The 17,917-nt window shown below is 61.1% G+C and carries 16 protein-coding genes; 5 read left to right on the top strand and 11 right to left on the bottom strand.

The window, feature by feature from the left end; all coding sequences use genetic code 11:
- Positions 1 to 67: 67 nt before the first annotated feature.
- The 4 genes from IB266_RS11515 to IB266_RS11500 form a co-directional block, all read right to left on the bottom strand.
- Positions 68 to 694: a C40 family peptidase gene (locus tag IB266_RS11515; RefSeq protein WP_192261243.1), complete on the bottom strand. Its 627-nt coding sequence runs from the start codon at positions 692 to 694 to the stop codon at positions 68 to 70.
- Positions 695 to 906: 212 nt separating this feature from the next.
- Positions 907 to 1,611 carry a DnaA regulatory inactivator Hda gene (gene hda, locus IB266_RS11510; protein ID WP_003178999.1) on the bottom strand — a complete coding sequence of 235 codons (705 nt, stop codon included), beginning with the start codon at positions 1,609 to 1,611 and terminating at the stop codon, positions 907 to 909.
- Positions 1,612 to 1,780: 169 nt separating this feature from the next.
- The gene (locus IB266_RS11505; protein WP_192261242.1) at positions 1,781 to 2,854 is read right to left on the bottom strand and encodes an AI-2E family transporter; all 1,074 of its coding nucleotides are present in this window, start codon (positions 2,852 to 2,854) and stop codon (positions 1,781 to 1,783) included.
- Positions 2,855 to 2,886: 32 nt separating this feature from the next.
- A complete protein-coding gene (locus IB266_RS11500; RefSeq protein WP_192261241.1) occupies positions 2,887 to 3,945 on the bottom strand; it encodes a DUF2066 domain-containing protein in 1,059 nt (352 codons plus the stop codon).
- A 363-nt stretch (positions 3,946 to 4,308) separates the two neighbouring features.
- On the opposite strand from IB266_RS11500, the gene purM reads away from it, so the two are divergent.
- The 4 genes from purM (at position 4,309) to IB266_RS11480 (ending at position 7,325) form a co-directional block, all read left to right on the top strand.
- Positions 4,309 to 5,367: a phosphoribosylformylglycinamidine cyclo-ligase gene (gene purM / locus IB266_RS11495; RefSeq protein ID WP_003204658.1), complete on the top strand. Its 1,059-nt coding sequence runs from the start codon at positions 4,309 to 4,311 to the stop codon at positions 5,365 to 5,367.
- The gene (gene purN, locus IB266_RS11490) at positions 5,367 to 6,017 is read left to right on the top strand and encodes a phosphoribosylglycinamide formyltransferase (RefSeq protein WP_192261240.1); all 651 of its coding nucleotides are present in this window, start codon (positions 5,367 to 5,369) and stop codon (positions 6,015 to 6,017) included. Before purM ends, purN begins: the two co-directional genes overlap by 1 nt.
- 8 nt (positions 6,018 to 6,025) lie before the next feature.
- Entirely contained in the window at positions 6,026 to 6,739 is a 714-nt protein-coding gene (locus tag IB266_RS11485; protein WP_060741064.1) for a DUF3108 domain-containing protein, read from the top strand.
- Positions 6,740 to 7,130: 391 nt separating this feature from the next.
- Entirely contained in the window at positions 7,131 to 7,325 is a 195-nt protein-coding gene (locus IB266_RS11480) for a hypothetical protein (RefSeq protein WP_025215049.1), read from the top strand.
- A 142-nt stretch (positions 7,326 to 7,467) separates the two neighbouring features.
- Here the strand turns inward: IB266_RS11480 and IB266_RS11475 are convergent, their stop codons facing one another.
- The 7 genes from IB266_RS11475 to IB266_RS11445 all read right to left on the bottom strand — a co-directional run bounded on the left by IB266_RS11475 (position 7,468) and on the right by IB266_RS11445 (position 14,828).
- Positions 7,468 to 8,007 carry a DUF2058 domain-containing protein gene (locus tag IB266_RS11475; protein WP_053124301.1) on the bottom strand — a complete coding sequence of 180 codons (540 nt, stop codon included), beginning with the start codon at positions 8,005 to 8,007 and terminating at the stop codon, positions 7,468 to 7,470.
- Between the two features lie 26 nt (positions 8,008 to 8,033).
- Positions 8,034 to 8,867 (bottom strand): nucleoside triphosphate pyrophosphohydrolase, encoded by an 834-nt coding sequence (mazG, locus tag IB266_RS11470; RefSeq protein WP_103310926.1) that lies wholly within the window; start codon positions 8,865 to 8,867, stop codon positions 8,034 to 8,036.
- A 160-nt stretch (positions 8,868 to 9,027) separates the two neighbouring features.
- Positions 9,028 to 11,274, bottom strand: a complete 2,247-nt coding sequence (relA, locus tag IB266_RS11465) for a GTP diphosphokinase (RefSeq protein WP_192261239.1) — start codon at positions 11,272 to 11,274, stop codon at positions 9,028 to 9,030.
- A 101-nt stretch (positions 11,275 to 11,375) separates the two neighbouring features.
- Positions 11,376 to 12,746 (bottom strand): 23S rRNA (uracil(1939)-C(5))-methyltransferase RlmD, encoded by a 1,371-nt coding sequence (rlmD, locus tag IB266_RS11460; RefSeq protein WP_192261238.1) that lies wholly within the window; start codon positions 12,744 to 12,746, stop codon positions 11,376 to 11,378.
- Positions 12,746 to 13,648: a cysteine synthase CysM gene (cysM, locus tag IB266_RS11455; RefSeq protein WP_060741061.1), complete on the bottom strand. Its 903-nt coding sequence runs from the start codon at positions 13,646 to 13,648 to the stop codon at positions 12,746 to 12,748. Before cysM ends, rlmD begins: the two co-directional genes overlap by 1 nt.
- A 156-nt stretch (positions 13,649 to 13,804) precedes the next feature.
- Positions 13,805 to 14,200, bottom strand: a complete 396-nt coding sequence (locus IB266_RS11450; protein WP_192261237.1) for a hypothetical protein — start codon at positions 14,198 to 14,200, stop codon at positions 13,805 to 13,807.
- Between the two features lie 229 nt (positions 14,201 to 14,429).
- Positions 14,430 to 14,828: a hypothetical protein gene (locus IB266_RS11445; protein ID WP_192261236.1), complete on the bottom strand. Its 399-nt coding sequence runs from the start codon at positions 14,826 to 14,828 to the stop codon at positions 14,430 to 14,432.
- A 325-nt stretch (positions 14,829 to 15,153) separates the two neighbouring features.
- Here IB266_RS11445 and IB266_RS11440 point away from each other — a divergent pair, with 325 nt between their 5' ends.
- The gene (locus tag IB266_RS11440) at positions 15,154 to 17,904 is read left to right on the top strand and encodes a response regulator (RefSeq protein ID WP_192261235.1); all 2,751 of its coding nucleotides are present in this window, start codon (positions 15,154 to 15,156) and stop codon (positions 17,902 to 17,904) included.
- The last annotated feature ends 13 nt before the right edge of the window (positions 17,905 to 17,917 follow it).

The raw sequence follows: 17,917 nt of genomic DNA, 5'->3' as shown, positions 1-17,917 counted from the left end.
CAAGGATTCTAGCGGCTATGTGGCAAACTTCAAGTAAGACTTTAAGTTTGCCTTACAAACTGTGTGCTTACTTGCGAGCAGTGACCACAGTCGGTGCCATGGCGAGGGCGCGCTTGGCTTCGATGAAGGTCTTGCTCCAGTAGCTGTCGCCCAGGCTGTCGATCCGCACGCCACCGCTGCGGCGGCTGCTGGAATGGATGAACTGGTTGTCGCCCAAGTAGATACCGGCATGGCTGACGCGACCGCGACGACCGTTGGTGCTGAAGAACAGCAGGTCACCGGGCTCCAGCTGGTTGCGCGCTACCAGGGGGGCGTTCACGTTGATCATTTCGCGAGTGGAGCGCGGCAGGTTCATGCCAGCCTCTTCGCGGAACAGATAACCGATGAAACCGCTGCAATCGAAGCCGGCTTCGGAAGTACCGCCAAAACGGTAGCGGGTACCGATCAACGACATGCCACGTTCCAGGATGCTGTCAGCCAGTACTGGAAGCTGGTAGGGCTTGCTGCCGGCGAAGGCTGCGAGTTCTTTGTCGGAGGCCATTTCTTCCTGGAACGCAACGGAGGAAGACTGGGCGGTAACGGAATTCTGGACCTGTGGTTGTGGTGCTTGCTGGGTCACTGGAGAGTGGGCAGCGCAACCGAACAACAGGGTAACGAGTGCGAGAGGCACGAGGGGTGCGAAGCGATTTAGCATGGGCACGACCGTGGCTGAAGTAGTAAAGATGGCGAGACTATGCCTTCTATCAACCTCATTTGCAAATTCAATCGATGCAAATGTGACTTCTCGGTTTTACGTTTACATCTAAGCGCTTAAGCCCATTTTGAACGTCACGCAGCCTGCAACCCAGCAGGACCGCGGGTTTCGCCGCGTCCAGAACAGGCCATGAGCCACTACTCACAACGGTTCTACCAGCCCAAAGTTTCTTTCAAAAAAGGAATAGTCAGCTTGCGCTGGGCCTGGAGCGAGGCTTGGTCGAGGCGCTCGAGCAGCTCGAACAATGCGCTCATGCTGCGGGTGCCACGGGTGAGGATGAAATGCCCGACTTCGTCGGTCAGGTGCAGGCCACGTCGGGAAGCGCGTAGCTGCAAGGCACGGAGTTTGTCCTCGTCGGACAACGGGCGCATCTGGAAAATCAGCGCCAGGGTGAGACGGGATTTGAGATCCGCCAGTTTCACCGGCAGCTCCCGAGGCGACGTCGAGGCGGCGATCAACAAGCGCCGACCGCTGTCGCGCAACCGATTGAACAGGTGAAACAGCGCTTCTTCCCAGTCAGCCTTGCCGGCCACGGCCTGGAGGTCGTCCAGGCAGACCAGTTCGTACTGTTCAAGGTTATCGAGGATTTCAACGCCGCGATCCAGCAATTCAGCCAGCGGCAGATACACGGCCGGCTCGCCCAACTGCTCGAACCGCAGGCAAGCCGCCTGCAACAGGTGCGTGCGCCCTACCCCGTCCTTGCCCCACAGATAGATCAGGCTTTCGGTCCAGCCGGCGTCGGCTTCGCAGAGTCGCTCGACATAGCCGAGTGCAGCGGCATTGGCGCCTGGGTAGTAGTTGATAAAGGTAGCGTCATCACGCAGACGCACACCTAGGGGCAGCTGAATCGGTTTCATGCTGACTGAACAGTTCCCAAGGAACCGTTAGTGGCCTCTGTGTAAAGTGCGCAAAGTTTATACCCGTGGCGCGGACCGCACAATGCGCCGGACCACGAGCAAAATCAAAGGTTTGCAGCAGCAAGAGAACGGAACGTCGGTTTCCCTGACGCTCCGTCGCGGATTTGCCCTACAGATCAGGGTCTTCAGCGCCGCTATAAATGTCCGAATCCTTGTACAGATCGTGCATATGCCGCACCAGCACCATGATCACCGCTGCCACCGGCAGCGCCAGCAGGATCCCGGTGAAACCGAACAACTCGCCACCGGCCAGGATCGCAAAGATCACCGCCACTGGATGCAGGCCAATACGGTCGCCCACCAACAGCGGCGTCAGCACCATGCCCTCCAGGGCTTGCCCGACCATGAACACCGCCACGATGCCGACCATCGGGTACAAGTCACCGCCGAACTGGAACAACCCGGCGATCAACGCCGCACCGATACCAATCACAAAGCCCATGTACGGCACGATGGCCGCCAGCCCGGCGATCAAGCCGATCAACAGCCCCAGCTCCAGCCCCACCAGCATCAAGCCGGCCGCGTAGATGAAACCCAGGGCCACCATCACCAGCAACTGCCCGCGCACGAACGCCCCCAACACTTCATGGCATTCGCCGGTCAGGGTCATGATGCGTTCTTCGCGATGACGCGGCAGCAGGCTGCGGATCTTGGCCATCATCAGGTCCCAGTCCCGCAGCAGATAGAAAGCCACCACCGGGATCAGCACCAGGTTCGCTAGCCAGCCGATCAACGCCAGGCTCGAAGCCGTGGCCTGGCTCAACACCATGCCAACGATGTCGGTCGTCTGGCCCATGTGCTCGCTGATGGCGGCCTTGACCTTGTCGAACTTCCAGAAACCGTCGGCCAAGCCCAATTTCGACTGCACCCACGGCACCGCGCTGTGCTGCAACCAATCGAGCATCTGCGGCGCCAATTCGTACAGGCGCACCAGTTGCTTGGCGAGCATCGGTATCAGCACCAGTAACAGGGCGCTCACAATCAGTGTGAACAGCGCAAACACCGCCACCACGCCCCAGGTCCGCGACAGGCCGAGTTTTTCCAGGCGATCCACCACCGGATCGAACAGATAGGCCAACAGCAGCGCAACCAGGAACGGCGTGAGGATCGGATGCAGCAAATAGATAAGCGCGAACAGCAGGGCAACCCCACCCAACCAGAACCAACGCCGCGTATCGCCCATGAACCACTCCTAGCTATATAAAGAAAGACAACCTACCAGCGGAACCGCAAATTGGCGGCCGGTGCTGGCGCAGGTGCTGCAACCGGGGCCGAGCCATCGGCGGCGGGTGGCGCGACCGGCACCGGCGCGATGGCCTCACCGGCTGGAACCTCCTGCAGTCTTGCCAGGGCCAGCTGCGCCTTCAATTGTTCGGCACTGCCGTTGACCCGATAGACGATCCGGTCCCCTTCGACCCGCTGCAACTGCCCAGCGAACGGTTCGAGCAAACGCCCCAGGGCCGCGTAGCGCTCCAGGTTCATGCCCTGCACTTCCAGCAATTGTTCCGTGGCCACCCCCGGCTTGGCGACGAAGCGCGGCGCCAGGCGCTGGCTCACCGCGAGCATGACCGCATCGGCCAAGGCCGCAGGATCGGCGCCCTGGGCAGTACCCTGCTCGCGCTGGTCCCCCAGCCACAGGCGCCAGGTACCATGCCACTGGCCGCCTTCTTCCTTCGCATGGACCGCCAGCAAGGCGTCCGCCGCGTAGCGCTCCGACGCATCGCGTAGAGGCGCCGGATCGCTGCCTTCCAGGTTCGGCGCGGTGGCGACGATCTGCTCACTCAGATCCGCCAGCGGCAGGTGCAAAGCCAGACCCCGATGCTGCGCGGCACGCCGCAGCGGCGTGGCGCTGGCTTGGCCATCGCCCACCAGGCTGGAGCCCTCGGCCGAATCGTTCAGCCACCAGCCCAGGATTGACGGCCGGTTCGCGCTCCAGAGCGACAAGCCTGCCGAGCGCAATGCCCGGTCGGTACTCGCCGGGTCGAAATCCACCTTGAGGCTTTCCGGCGGGCCGGCGTCGTAGCCATATTGAAGAATGATCTGTTGCGGGTCCTGGCGGATGGCGGCCAATCCGGGATTCTGGGCCGCCTTGGCATCGCCGGTCAGGCGCAGCACCAGCGTATCCAGGGCGCGCAACGTCGCCTGGTTGCGCTCCTCCGGCGTCTGGCTGGTGACCGGTTCGAGCACTTGATAGAGGCCATTGACGGTTTCGGCATGGCTCGCCAGGCTGATCAGCGACAAGCAGCCCACGGACAAGATTTTGAACAAACGCATGGAAGATTCCCGGACATAACGGCTGGAACAGGCCGTGTGAAGAAGATTGAGCATGGCTGAGACCACAGCACCCGGCAAAACATTCACACGCCAGTGAAAGTTTCGCACGGTCATCACCATAACCGGTTACCGCTACACCTTATACAGAGGCGTTGCGCAGTACCAATATAAGAAATATCGGTTTTTTTCCGCGGATATGTCCCTGCCCGTCGGCGCGAGGATGGCCGCTGCCCCTCAAGCCTGATAAAATCGCGCGCCTTCGCAGACCGGCAATGGCTGGGCTCCCGGAATAATTCGTACAACGGTTATTCAATGGCCCCGGCGTCGGTCGTTACCCAGAAATCCCCCCTAAAGGCCTGGATCATGAGCAAGCAACCCTCCCTGAGCTACAAGGACGCCGGTGTAGACATCGACGCCGGTGAAGCATTGGTCGAACGCATCAAGAGCGTCGCCAAGCGCACTGCGCGTCCGGAAGTCATGGGCGGCCTGGGCGGTTTCGGCGCCCTCTGCGAGATCCCGGCCGGCTACAAGCAACCGGTGCTGGTCTCGGGCACCGACGGCGTCGGCACCAAGCTGCGCCTGGCCCTGAACCTGAACAAGCACGACAGCATCGGCATCGACCTGGTGGCCATGTGCGTGAACGATCTGGTGGTGTGCGGTGCCGAGCCGCTGTTCTTCCTTGACTACTACGCCACCGGCAAACTGAACGTCGACACCGCCGCCCAGGTCGTGACCGGCATCGGCGCCGGCTGCGAACTGTCCGGCTGCTCCCTGGTCGGCGGCGAAACCGCTGAAATGCCCGGCATGTACGAAGGCGAAGACTACGACCTGGCCGGCTTCTGCGTCGGCGTCGTGGAGAAAGCCGAGATCATCGACGGTTCGAAAGTCGCCGCTGGCGATGCCCTGCTCGCCCTGCCATCTTCCGGCCCGCACTCCAACGGCTACTCGCTGATCCGCAAGATCATCGAAGTCTCGGGTGCCGACATTGAAAACACCCAGCTCGACGGCAAGCCACTGGCCGACCTGCTGATGGCTCCGACCCGCATCTACGTCAAGCCGCTGCTCAAGCTGATCAAGGACACCGGCGCCGTCAAGGCCATGGCCCACATCACCGGTGGTGGCCTGCTGGACAACATCCCGCGTGTGCTGCCAAAAGGCGCCCAGGCCGTGGTCGACGTGGCGAGCTGGACCCGCCCGGCGGTGTTCGACTGGCTGCAAGAGAAAGGCAATGTCGATGAAACCGAAATGCACCGCGTGCTGAACTGCGGCGTGGGCATGGTCATCTGCGTGGCCCAGGAGCACGTCGAGACCGCCCTGAACGTCCTGCGTGAAGCCGGCGAACAGCCTTGGGTCATCGGCCAGATCGCCACCGCGGCCGAAGGCGCCGCACAGGTCGAGCTGAAAAACCTTAAGGCACACTGATGTCCGCAACCTGTGACGTGGTGGTGCTGCTGTCCGGCACCGGCAGTAACTTGCAGGCCTTGATCGACAGCACGCGGACCGGCGACAGCCCGGTCCGTATCCGTGCGGTGATTTCCAACCGCGCCGATGCCTACGGCCTGCAACGCGCCAGGGACGCGGGCATCGACACCCGGGTCCTGGATCACAAGGCGTACGAGGGCCGCGAAGCCTTCGACGCCGCGCTGATCGAACAGATCGACACCTTCAATCCGCAACTGGTCGTGCTCGCTGGCTTCATGCGCATCCTCAGCGCTGGCTTCGTGCGTCACTACCAGGGCCGCCTGTTCAATATCCATCCCTCGCTGCTGCCCAAATACAAAGGGTTACACACTCACCAGCGCGCGCTGGAGGCCGGAGACACGGAGCACGGCTGCTCCGTGCACTTTGTCACCGAGGAACTCGATGGCGGACCACTGGTCGTACAGGCAGTAATACCGGTAGAGTTGCACGACACGCCGCAAAGTCTGGCGCAGCGGGTTCACACCCGCGAGCACCAGATCTACCCGATGGCCGTACGTTGGTTTGCCGAAGGAAGGCTGACCCTCGACGATCGCGGTGCCTCACTGGACGGCCAGTTGCTCGCCGCCAGCGGCCATTTGATTCGATACTAGGAGATTTTATGCGTCGCGCCCTGCTCTTCGCTTGCGCTCTGCTTGCCTTGCCCCTGGCACAGGCCGCAGAACTTCAACCGTTCTCCGCCAGCTACACCGCCGACTGGAAACAGCTGCCCATGAGCGGCACCGCCGAGCGCAACCTGACCAAGGAGGCCAACGGCACCTGGAAGCTGAGCTTCAAGGCTTCGATGATGATCGCCAGCCTGACCGAAGAAAGCACCCTGACCCTGGACAAGGACACCCTGCTGCCACAGTCCTACCATTTCGAACGTGGTGGCCTGGGCAAGGCCAAGAAGGCCGACCTGGACTTCGACTGGAACACCAAGATGGTCACCGGCACCGATCGCGGTGACGCGGTCAAGCTGCCGCTCAACCGTGGCATGGTCGATAAATCCACTTACCAGTTGGCCCTGCAGCATGACGTGGCGGCTGGCAAGAAAAGCATGAGCTATCAGGTCGTGGATGATGGCGAAGTCGATACCTATGACTTCCGTGTCCTGGGCTCGGAGAAGGTCGACACCAAGGCCGGACAGATCGATGCGATCAAGGTCGAGCGCGTGCGCGACCCGACACAAAGCAAGCGCATCACCGTGCTCTGGTTCGCCAAGGACTGGGATTACCTGCTGGTGCGCCTGCAACAGGTCGAGACCGACGGCAAGGAGTACAACATCATGCTCCAGGACGGCACGGTCAATGGCAAGGCTGTGAAAGGCAGCTGATCCACACTGATATCAAGAAGCCCCGCACCTGCGGGGCTTCTTTTTGCCCAAATTTTCATGAATGCCTGCATTCCCCTGGCGGGCTTTGTGGGAGCGAGCTTGCTCGCGATAGCCGTGTGTCAGTCGCCATGTTTGTCGCTGATCGACCGCCATCGCGAGCCAGCTCGCTCCCACAGGGTTAGTGTTCATGGAGGACTACCACTGCAACATGAAATCTTCTTCATGAATAACACCTGCGACCGAATGCCGCGCACCACCTGGCCTGCAGGATTATTGCGATTTCCATGAAAACTTCTTAACGAACCGGGGCATTTACTTAGCACGCTATCCAAATCTATAACAAAGTCCTGCACACGCCTTGCTGCAGATAACAGAGATTGGAGCTTGCAAGATGACTGTGAAAGTAACTGAACGCGACGACGCCCATATGTCCCACGAAGGCATTGCCGCCGGTATCCGGATCTGGGATGTGCATCAACAGGATCTGCTGGTGGGCATGTTCCACTCCGAAACGGACGCCCATAGCTACAAGGCTGAGCTGGAGCGTGAGGAACGACTGCGCTCGCGTGAAATGGCAGAATCCTGAACAACAGAAACCCTTGTGGGAGCGGGCTTGCTCGCGAATGCGGTGTGTCAGATAACGATGATGTCGACTGACCCACTGCTTTCGCGAGCAAGCCCGCTCCCACATTAAGTTTTGCATTTGGCTCAGCAGTATTGCGCCCTGCTTACCACATCAAATCATCAGGAATCTGATACGCCGCGTACGGATCATCGGCATCCACTTCTTCGGTCTGGGTGTTGAGCTGGACGATGCGCTTGGGGTCGCGTTCCTGGATCTTCAGGGCGGCCTCGCGCGGGATCACTTCGTAGCCGCCGGCGTGGTGGACGATTGCCAGGGAGCCACTGCTCAACTTGTTGCGCATCAGCGTATTGACCGAGATGCGCTTGACCTTCTTGTCGTCGACGAAGTTGTAATAATCCTCAGTGGTCAGCTTCGGCAGGCGCGAGACTTCGATCAATTGCTTGATCTGCGCGGCCCGGGCCTTCTGCTCGACCTTTTCCTGCTGCTGCCGGTTGAGTTCCTGGTCGCGCTTGACCTTTTCGGCCATGGCTTCCTGGGCGGCACGCTGCTGGGAATCATCCAGTTCGATCTGGCCTTTGTGGGCCAGGCGCTGCTGTTTCTGTTTCTCTTTGCCGACCTGCTTGGCCTGCTTTTGGTTGACCAGCCCTGCTTTGAGCAACTGGTCGCGAAGGGAAAGGCTCATGGTGCTTACTCACTTAGGCAACGGCCTCAGCCACAGCTGGGCAAATTCTTTTCCTGACGTTTGGCTTCGCCCCACAAGGCGTCCAACTCTTCGAGGGTGCAATCTTCCATGGGACGGTGGGTGTCGCGCAATGCCTGTTCGATAAATCGGAACCGCCGCTCGAACTTCCCGTTGGCATCGCGCAGCGCGGTTTCCGGGTCGACCTTGAGGTGGCGAGCCAGGTTCACCACGCTGAACAACAGATCACCGATCTCGTCGCTGATAGCCACCGGATCGTTGTCGGCCATGGCTTCGAGCACCTCGTCCAGTTCCTCGCGGACTTTGTCGAGCACCGGCAAAGGACCTGGCCAGTCGAAACCGACCTGGCCGGCACGCTTTTGCAGCTTCGCCGAGCGGGACAACGCCGGCAGCGCCCCCGGTACATCGTCGAGCAGCGACAACTGCTCGGGCGCCAAGGCTTTCTCGGCCCGCTCCTCAGCCTTGATTTCTTCCCAGCGCTGCTTGACCTGCTCTTCGCTCAAGCGCGGGATATCCACGGGCGCATACAGGTCACCGGTAGGAAACACATGGGGATGGCGGCGGATCAGCTTGCGGGTGATGCTGTCGACCACGCCGGCGAATTCGAAGCGGTTTTCTTCCCGGGCCAACTGGCTGTAATACACCACCTGGAACAACAGGTCGCCCAACTCGCCCTGCAGGTGATCGAAATCGCCGCGCTCGATCGCATCGGCCACCTCGTAGGCTTCTTCAAGCGTATGAGGAACGATGGTGGCGTAGGTTTGCTTGATGTCCCACGGGCAGCCGTACTGCGGGTCCCGCAGGCGGTTCATCAGGTGGAGCAGGTCTTCGAGGCTGTACATCAATCCATCCCATCACACAAAAATCTTGTGGGGGCGGGCCAGTGGGAGCAAAGCTTGCTCGCGATGGCGGTCTGGCCAACAACATGAATGCTGACTGAAACACCGTTATCGCGAGCAAGCTTTGCTCCCACAAGCTCGCTCCCACATTTTTGGACTGCGCTTAACCTGGCGTCCGGTTACGCCGGGTCTCGATGATGTTCGGCAACTGGGAGATCCGCCCCAGCAAGCGCCCCAGCGCATCCAGCCCCGGAATCTCGATGGTCAGTGACATCAGCGCGGTGTTGTCTTCCTTGTTCGAACGGGTATTGACCGCCAGCACGTTGATCCGCTCGTTCAGCAACACCTGGGACACATCACGCAGCAGACCGGATCGGTCGTAGGCGCGGATGACGATGTCCACCGGGTAGGTGAGTACCGGCACCGGGCCCCAACTGACCTGGATGATCCGCTCCGGCTCGCGACCGGCCAGTTGCAGCACCGAGGCACAGTCCTGGCGGTGAATGCTCACGCCGCGGCCCTGGGTGATGTAGCCAACGATCGCATCCCCCGGCAATGGCTGGCAGCAGCCGGCCATCTGGGTCATCAGGTTGCCCACGCCCTGGATCTGGATATCGCCGCGCTTGCCCGGCTTGTAGCCGGTGGCCTTGCGCGGGATCAGCTCCAGTTGCTCGTTGCCACGCTCCGGCTCCACCAGCTGCTGGGCCAGGTTGACCAACTGCGCCAGGCGCAGATCGCCGGCACCGAGGGCGGCGAACATGTCCTCGGCGGTTTTCATGTTGGCTTTTTCGGCCAGTTTGTCGAAGTCCACCTGCGGCAGCCCCAGGCGCCCGAGTTCACGCTCGAGCAGGGTCTTGCCGGCGGCGACGTTCTGGTCACGGGCCTGCAGCTTGAACCAGTGGACGATTTTCGCCCGCGCCCGGGATGTGGTGATGTAGCCCAGGTTCGGGTTCAGCCAGTCGCGGCTCGGCGTACCGTGCTTGCTGGTGATGATCTCGACCTGCTCACCGGTCTGCAGGCTGTAGTTGAGCGGCACGATCCGCCCGTTGATCTTGGCGCCACGGCAGTTGTGGCCGATCTCGGTATGGACCCGGTAGGCGAAGTCCAGCGGTGTCGCGCCCTTGGGCAGATCGATCGCGTGGCCGTCGGGGGTGAAGATATAGACCCGGTCCGGTTCGATGTCGACGCGCAGCTGTTCGGCCAGGCCACCGATGTCACCCAGTTCCTCATGCCACTCGAGCACCTGGCGCAACCAGGAAATTTTCTCTTCGTAGTGGTTGGACCCGGACTTGACGTCGGTGCCCTTGTATTTCCAGTGGGCACAGACCCCCAGCTCGGCTTCCTCGTGCATCGCATGGGTGCGAATCTGCACTTCCAGCACCTTGCCCTCGGGGCCGATCACCGCGGTGTGCAACGAGCGATAGCCGTTTTCCTTGGGGTTGGCGATGTAGTCGTCGAACTCCTTCGGAATGTGCCGCCACAAGGTGTGGACGATTCCCAGCGCGGTGTAGCAGTCGCGCATTTCCGGGACCAGTACACGAACGGCACGAACGTCGTAGATCTGGCTGAATTCCAGGCCCTTGCGCTGCATTTTTCGCCAGATCGAGTAGATATGCTTGGCCCGGCCACTGATGTCGGCTTCCACGCCGGTGGCCTGCAACTCTTCGCGCAACTGGGTCATCACATCGGTGATGAAGCGCTCGCGATCCAGGCGCCGCTCATGCAACAGCTTGGCGATCTGCTTGTATTGGTCGGGCTCCAGGTAGCGGAAGGACAGGTCTTCCAGCTCCCACTTGATGTGACCGATGCCGAGACGGTGGGCCAGGGGTGCATAGATGTCGAACACCTCCCGGGCGACGCGATTGCGCTTTTCGTCATCGGCGGACTTCACGGCGCGGATCGCGCAGGTGCGCTCGGCCAGCTTGATCAGCGCGACGCGCACGTCGTCGACCATCGCCACCAGCATCTTGCGCAGGTTTTCCACCTGGCCCTGGGTACCCAGCACCATGGATTGGCGCGGGCTGAGGCTGGTGCTGATAGCGGCCATGCGCAGCACGCCGTCGATCAGCTTGGCCACCACGGTGCCGAAGCGCTGGCTGACCACCGGTAGCTGGATCTGCCCTTCGCGCACGCCGCGGTACAGCACCGCCGCCACCAGGGAGTCCTGGTCGAGCTTGAGGTCAGCGAGAATTTCAGCGATCTCCAGGCCCGTCTGGAAACTCGAGGTGCCTTCGGACCACAGGTTCTTCGCCGCGTTGTGTTGCTGCTCCGCCTCGCGAGCGAACTCGCAGGCGGCCTTCAAGGCTTCGCGATCCAGTGCCATGTCGACGCTGACCGCATGATCGAGCCAAGCCTCGAGATTGATACTGCCGTCGGTGTTGATCGGCTGGTGTGCTCTCACCTGTACCATCTTTACTTACCTTCCCTACGACGCAGATTCAATGCGTCAACTTCGCTGACCTTCGCTGCCCGTGTTTCCGCCCAGGGCTGTGGCGGGTTGGCACGAACGGGTCAGTCGGACAAGCCATCCTGGCTCGCTTCAAATAACGCCATGGCCTCGACATGCGCCGTTTGAGGAAACATATCGAGAATCCCGGCACGTTTTAACCGGTAGCCCTGCTTGATCAGTTCGACCGTATCCCGGGCCAAAGTTGCCGGGTTGCACGAAACATAAACCAACCGTTTGGCCCCCAGGGACGACAGCTTGCGCACCACCTCGAAAGCACCGTCACGGGGTGGGTCCAAGAGTACCGCAGAAAAGCCTTCGCCGATCCATTCGGCACCCGCCAGAGGCTGGGATAAATCGGCCTGAAAAAAGGCAGTGTTATTCAAATTGTTGCTGACGGCATTGGCCGCCGCACGGTCCACCATGGTTTGCACGCCTTCCACGGCCACCACCTGGCGCACGCTTTTGGCCAGCGGCAAGGCAAAATTGCCCAGGCCGCAGAACAGGTCCAGCACTCGCTCCTCGGAACGCGGCGCCAGCCATTGCAGGGCCTGGGCGATCATCGCTTCGTTGACCCCAGCGTTCACCTGGATGAAATCCCCAGGCTGGTACGCCAGCTCAAGGTCCCAGGCATCCAGGCGAAAGCCCAGGGCCTGCCCGGGCTCGACCGGTTGCGGCTCACCTTCACCGTGCAACCACAACTGGGCTGCATGAAACGCGCAGAAATCCTTGAGGATGGTCAGGTCGGCCTCCGACAGCGGCGCCATGTGGCGCAGCAATACCGCGAGGGACGAACCGGCGAACAATTCCACATGGCCCAGCGCCTGGGGTTTGCCCAGGCGTCGAAGCATCTCCGGCAGGCGACTCATGATCGGCTGCAAGGGCTGTACCAGCACCGGGCAATCACCGATGGCGACGATGTCCTGGCTGCCGACGGCGCGAAAACCCACTTCAAGTTTTTTCGCCTTCTGATCCCAGCGCACCGCCACCCGGGCGCGACGCCGATAACCGAACTCAGGCCCGCTCAATGGCGCGGCCCATTCCTCCGGCTCGACCCCGGCCACCCGCGACAGTTGCTCGGCGAGCATGCGCTGTTTCAGGGCGAGCTGTTCGTCATGGGGCAAATGTTGGACGCTGCAACCGCCGCAACGACCGGCATGGATGCACGGCGTTGCGCGACGCAGCTCACTGGACAGGAAAACCCGCTCGGTACGTGCTTCGACCACTTTGCCGTGGGCACCGAGCACCCGCGCCTCGACCTCTTCGCCGGCCAGGGCGCCGATGACGAACCAGGTCCGGCCATCGACGAACGCAATGCCCCGGCCATCGTTGGCCAGGCGCTCGATGGTCAGGCGCTGCTTCTTACCGGTGGGCACTTGCGGGGCCCGGCTTCCGCCGCTGGGCTGGAAGCGCAAGCCTCTTTCTTGCTTGGCCATCAGTTGGGCGCGTCGAAAATGCCGGTCGACAGGTAACGGTCGCCACGGTCACAGATGATCGCCACGATCACCGCATTTTCCACTTCCTTGGACAGGCGCAGCATCCCCGCCACGGCACCGCCCGAAGACACGCCGCAGAAGATGCCCTCCTCACGCGCCAGGCGACGGGTCACGTCCTCGGCTTCGCTCTGGGCCATGTCGATGATGCGGTCCACGCGGTCGGCCTGGTAAATCTTCGGCAAATACTCTTCGGGCCAGCGGCGGATGCCGGGAATGGCCGAGCCTTCCATCGGTTGCAGGCCGATGATCTGCACGTTCGGGTTCTGTTCTTTCAGATAGCGCGAGGTGCCCATGATGGTACCGGTGGTGCCCATCGAGCTGACGAAATGGGTGATGGTGCCGTCGGTCTGGCGCCAGATCTCAGGGCCAGTGGTGGTGTAGTGGGCCTCGGGATTGTCGCCATTGGCGAACTGATCCAACACCTTGCCACGCCCCTCGGCCTGCATACGCTCGGCCAGGTCCCGGGCACCTTCCATGCCCTGTTCCTGGGTCACCAGGATCAACTCGGCGCCATAGGCGGTCATCGCCGCCTTGCGCTCGGCACTGGAGTTGTCGGGCATGATCAGGATCATCTTGTAGCCCTTGATCGCCGCCGCCATCGCCAAGGCAATACCCGTGTTGCCGGAAGTCGCCTCGATCAGCGTATCGCCAGGCTGGATCTGCCCGCGCAACTCGCCACGGGTGATCATCGACAGCGCCGGCCGATCCTTGACCGAACCCGCCGGGTTATTCCCTTCGAGCTTGAGCAAAAGCGTATTAGTGGTCTCGCCGGGCAAGCGCTGCAAGCGGACCAGCGGGGTGTTGCCGACGCAATCGGCGATGGTGGGGTACTGCAAAGTCATGGCGTATTCGCAATCCGGACTGCGGGGGCGCCTATCATACCGGCAAATGTCGGCGCTCCATATCACTCAAAATGAAGTGCCTATAACCGAAAGATATAAATAGATTCCCACACGCCCCGCTCGGCTATTCGCCCTCTGCTCAACTGCACGGAGACATCAGTCGTTGACGACGTCAAAGGAGCCTTGTGTCCTGAGCCCTGACGAAAGAAGCGTAACATCGAAAGTACCCTTCGCTTTTTTCCCTAGTTCATAGACCTCAAAAACAATCGTTCCATCCCTTGTAATCTCGGTCCCACCGAGCGCTGTAAGAATAAAACTCATTGCAACGGATGTGCCCCAGTGGGGACTGACACTATAGGTACCGGGACCTGTTACACCAGAAGTTCCAATGACAACTATTTGAGGGTCTCCTTCAAAATCGTACCCCTGGATCTTAGGCAAAGGCTGCAAAGAAAAAGAAACTGCCAAGGAGGTGAAGTCAGCGTTCAGTTCTTCAATACGAACCTTTACTGAACCTGTTGCATTGCGTGGTTTGACAGCTTTCGCGTTCATAGCGGCAACTCCGGATTGAAAGTTGGAACAGCGTCCAAACAATACGATGCCCCAAAGCGCTGCCGCACCTGTCAGGTATGACAGTCCTGACCAACGGTGGAACCTACAAGAGTGTTGACATCGACAGCCGGAGGGAGCCAGCAGACGCCCAGCCTGGCGCTGCTGCGCATATCGACCCATATCGAAACCTTCAGGGTGGGAACCGGCCCCCAATCCGCGACTCTCGAATCTATACCTTCCGGACGTCAAATACCCCATCAACTTTCCGGTGGTCCAGGGTTTTTATATCAAAATGACCTTTGTATTTACTCTTCAGCTCGATTACCTCAAGCGTTAAATCTCCAGTTTCTGCATCCCAGATTAAACCGTCAAACGCAAGATATATCCAAATACGGTGTTCTTTTAGGTTATAGGCACCCGGTTCGGTCAGCGTGCTGAACTGCACGATAGCCAAATCATCTCCATCGCCTATAAACCCCACAAGGGAGTTATCAGGAGCATCCAAAATATAAACATCCTCCGTTTGGATAGTGCGTCCATTCAGGGTAATAGTCATTGAGCCTTTCGCGTTAAGCTTGGCAGCAGACTTTACACGCTTTAACTTTTCTTCTGTGCTGACGGCATTCATGTTTTTCTCCTGATGAATTTATATAACTCACGACACCGAGCTTAAACAGAAGAAAGAAAAGGACACCTGTCAAGGTTGACAGGCCCGACCGATGGTCAAAGGGCGGGCCTGAGCCAAAAAGGTTCGGAGGTTGCCTACTCGGTCATCGCAAGATCGACGCCAGACGCCACCGCCACTTATCGCCGTGGGCAATTGCCCAGCGCTACGAATGCACGGCAGACATGAATTTACGAAGATTGCCCGCCTGCAAATCGCTACACTGCCCAGGTGGTGCGTGCCGGATGCGCGCACAGCTCAATCAGACCGCTGGATGCAGGAGACAAGTGTGCTCAAGAAACTGGGAATCAAAGGCCGCGTGCTGTTGCTGACCCTGTTGCCGACCAGCCTGATGGCGCTGGTCCTGGGCGGCTATTTCACCTGGATGCAGCAATCGGACCTGCACGCCCAGTTGCTGCAACGTGGCGAGATGATCGCCGAGCAACTGGCCCCGCTGGTCGCCCCGGCCATGAGCCGCCAGGACACCGATCTGCTGGAGCGCATCGCCACCCAGTCCCTCGAGCAAGCGGACGTGCGCGCCGTGACTTTCCTCGCCCCCGACCGCGCGCCGTTGGCCCACGCCGGCCCGACCATGCTCAACCGGGCACCGGAGGGCAACAGTGCACAGCTGCTGCAACGCACCGGCAACGACGCCACGCGCTACTTGCTGCCGGTATTCGGCAAGCACCGTAACCTGGCGGGCGAACTGATTCCCGAGGAAGCCGACCGTCTGCTGGGCTGGGTCGAGCTGGAGTTGTCCCACAGCGGCATGTTACTGCGCGGCTATCGCAGCCTGTTCGCCAGCCTGCTGCTGATCGCCGCCGGCCTGTGCCTGACCGCGCTGCTGGCCCTGCGCATGGGCCGCACGATCAACCGCCCACTGAGCCAGATCAAGCAAGCCGTGGCCCAACTCAAGGACGGTCACCTGGAAACCCGCCTGCCACCGCTGGGCAGCCAGGAGCTGGATGAACTGGCCTCGGGCATCAATCGCATGGCCAGTACCTTGCAGAACGCCCAGGAAGAATTGCAGCACAGCATCGACCAGGCCACCGAAGACGTGCGCCAGAACCTGGAAACCATCGAGATCCAGAACATCGAGCTGGACCTGGCCCGCAAGGAAGCCCTGGAAGCGAGCCGGATCAAATCCGAGTTCCTGGCGAACATGAGCCATGAAATCCGCACACCGCTCAACGGCATCCTCGGTTTTACCCACCTGTTGCAAAAAAGCGAACTGACCCCGCGCCAGCTCGATTACCTGGGCACCATCGAGAAATCCGCCGACAGCCTGCTGGGGATCATCAACGAGATCCTCGACTTTTCGAAGATCGAGGCCGGCAAGCTGGTGCTCGACAGCATTCCGTTCAACCTGCGGGACCTGCTGCAAGACACCCTGACCATCCTCGCCCCGGCCGCCCACGCCAAGCAGTTGGAACTGGTGAGCCTGGTCTACCGGGACACACCGCTGTCGCTGGTGGGCGATCCGCTGCGCCTCAAGCAGATCCTCACCAACCTGGTGAGCAACGCCATCAAGTTCACCCGCGAGGGCACCATCGTCGCCCGGGCCATGCTCGAAGACGAGCACGAAGACAGCGTGCAGTTGCGCATCAGCATCCAGGACACCGGTATCGGCCTGTCCAACCAGGACGTTCGGGCGCTGTTCCAGGCGTTCAGCCAGGCCGACAACTCGCTGTCCCGACAACCGGGTGGCACCGGCTTGGGCCTGGTGATCTCCAAGCGCCTGGTGGAGCAGATGGGCGGCGAGATCGGCGTCGACAGCACACCGGGCGAAGGCTCGGAGTTCTGGATCAGCCTGCGCCTGCCCAAGACCCGTGACGATGCCGAAGACCTGCCGGGCCCGCCGTTGCTGGGCCGGCGCGTAGCGGTGCTGGAGAACCATGAACTGGCCCGCCAGGCCTTGCAGCACCAGCTCGAAGACTGCGGCCTGCAAGTGACGCCGTTCAACACCCTGGAGAGCTTGACCAACGGCATCACCGTCGCCCACCAGACCGACCAGGCGATCGATCTGGCCGTACTGGGCATTACCAGCAACGACATGCCGCCGGAGCGCCTCAACCAGCACATCTGGGACCTTGAGCACTTGGGCTGCAAAGTGCTCGTGCTGTGCCCCACCACCGAACAGACCCTGTACCACCTCTCGGTGCCCAACCCCCACAGTCAGTTGCAGGCCAAGCCGGCCTGCACCCGCAAGTTGCGCCGCGCGCTGTCCGATCTGGTCAACCCGCGCCCGCCCCGCAGCGAACCCAGTGAGCCGGTTTCCAGCCGTGCCCCGAAAGTGCTGTGCGTGGACGACAACCCGGCCAACCTGCTGCTGGTGCAGACCCTGCTCGAAGACATGGGTGCCAAGGTGCTCGCGGTGGAAAGCGGCTACGCAGCGGTCAAGGCGGTGCAGAAGGAAACCTTCGACCTGGTGCTGATGGACGTGCAGATGCCCGGCATGGACGGTCGCCAGAGCACCGAGGCGATCCGCCAGTGGGAAAGCGAGCGGCACTGCACGCCGCTGCCCATCGTCGCCCTCACCGCCCACGCCATGGCCAACGAAAAACGCGCGCTGCTGCAAAGCGGCATGGACGACTACCTGACCAAGCCCATCAGCGAACGGCAACTGGCCCAGGTGGTGCTCAAATGGACCGGCCTGGCCCTGCGCAACCAGTCGCCGGAGCGCAACAGCGATGCCCAGGGTGGTAGCGAACTGCTGGTGCTCGATCATGAAGAAGGCTTGCGCCTGGCTGCCGGCAAGGCCGATCTGGCAGCGGACATGCTGGCAATGCTGCTGGCGTCCCTGGAAGCCGACCGCGAAGCGATCCGCCAGGCCAGCGAGGCCAACGATCACAACGCCCTGATCGAACGGGTCCACCGCCTGCACGGCGCCACCCGCTACTGCGGCGTACCGCAATTGCGGGCGGCCTGCCAGCGCAGCGAAACCCTGCTCAAGCAACAGGACCCCAAGGCTGCCGTCGCCCTGGAAGAATTGGAGCGTGCGATCAACCGCCTCGCCAGCGAGGCGCGTATCAGCGCCTGATCCAGGGCAATAC

The organism is Pseudomonas sp. Pdm06 (assembly GCF_014851795.1).
Lineage (GTDB): Bacteria > Pseudomonadota > Gammaproteobacteria > Pseudomonadales > Pseudomonadaceae > Aquipseudomonas > Aquipseudomonas fluorescens_AA.
The sequence above is the reverse complement of the archived record's forward strand: the minus strand, read 5'-3'. Positions and strand labels throughout refer to the sequence as shown.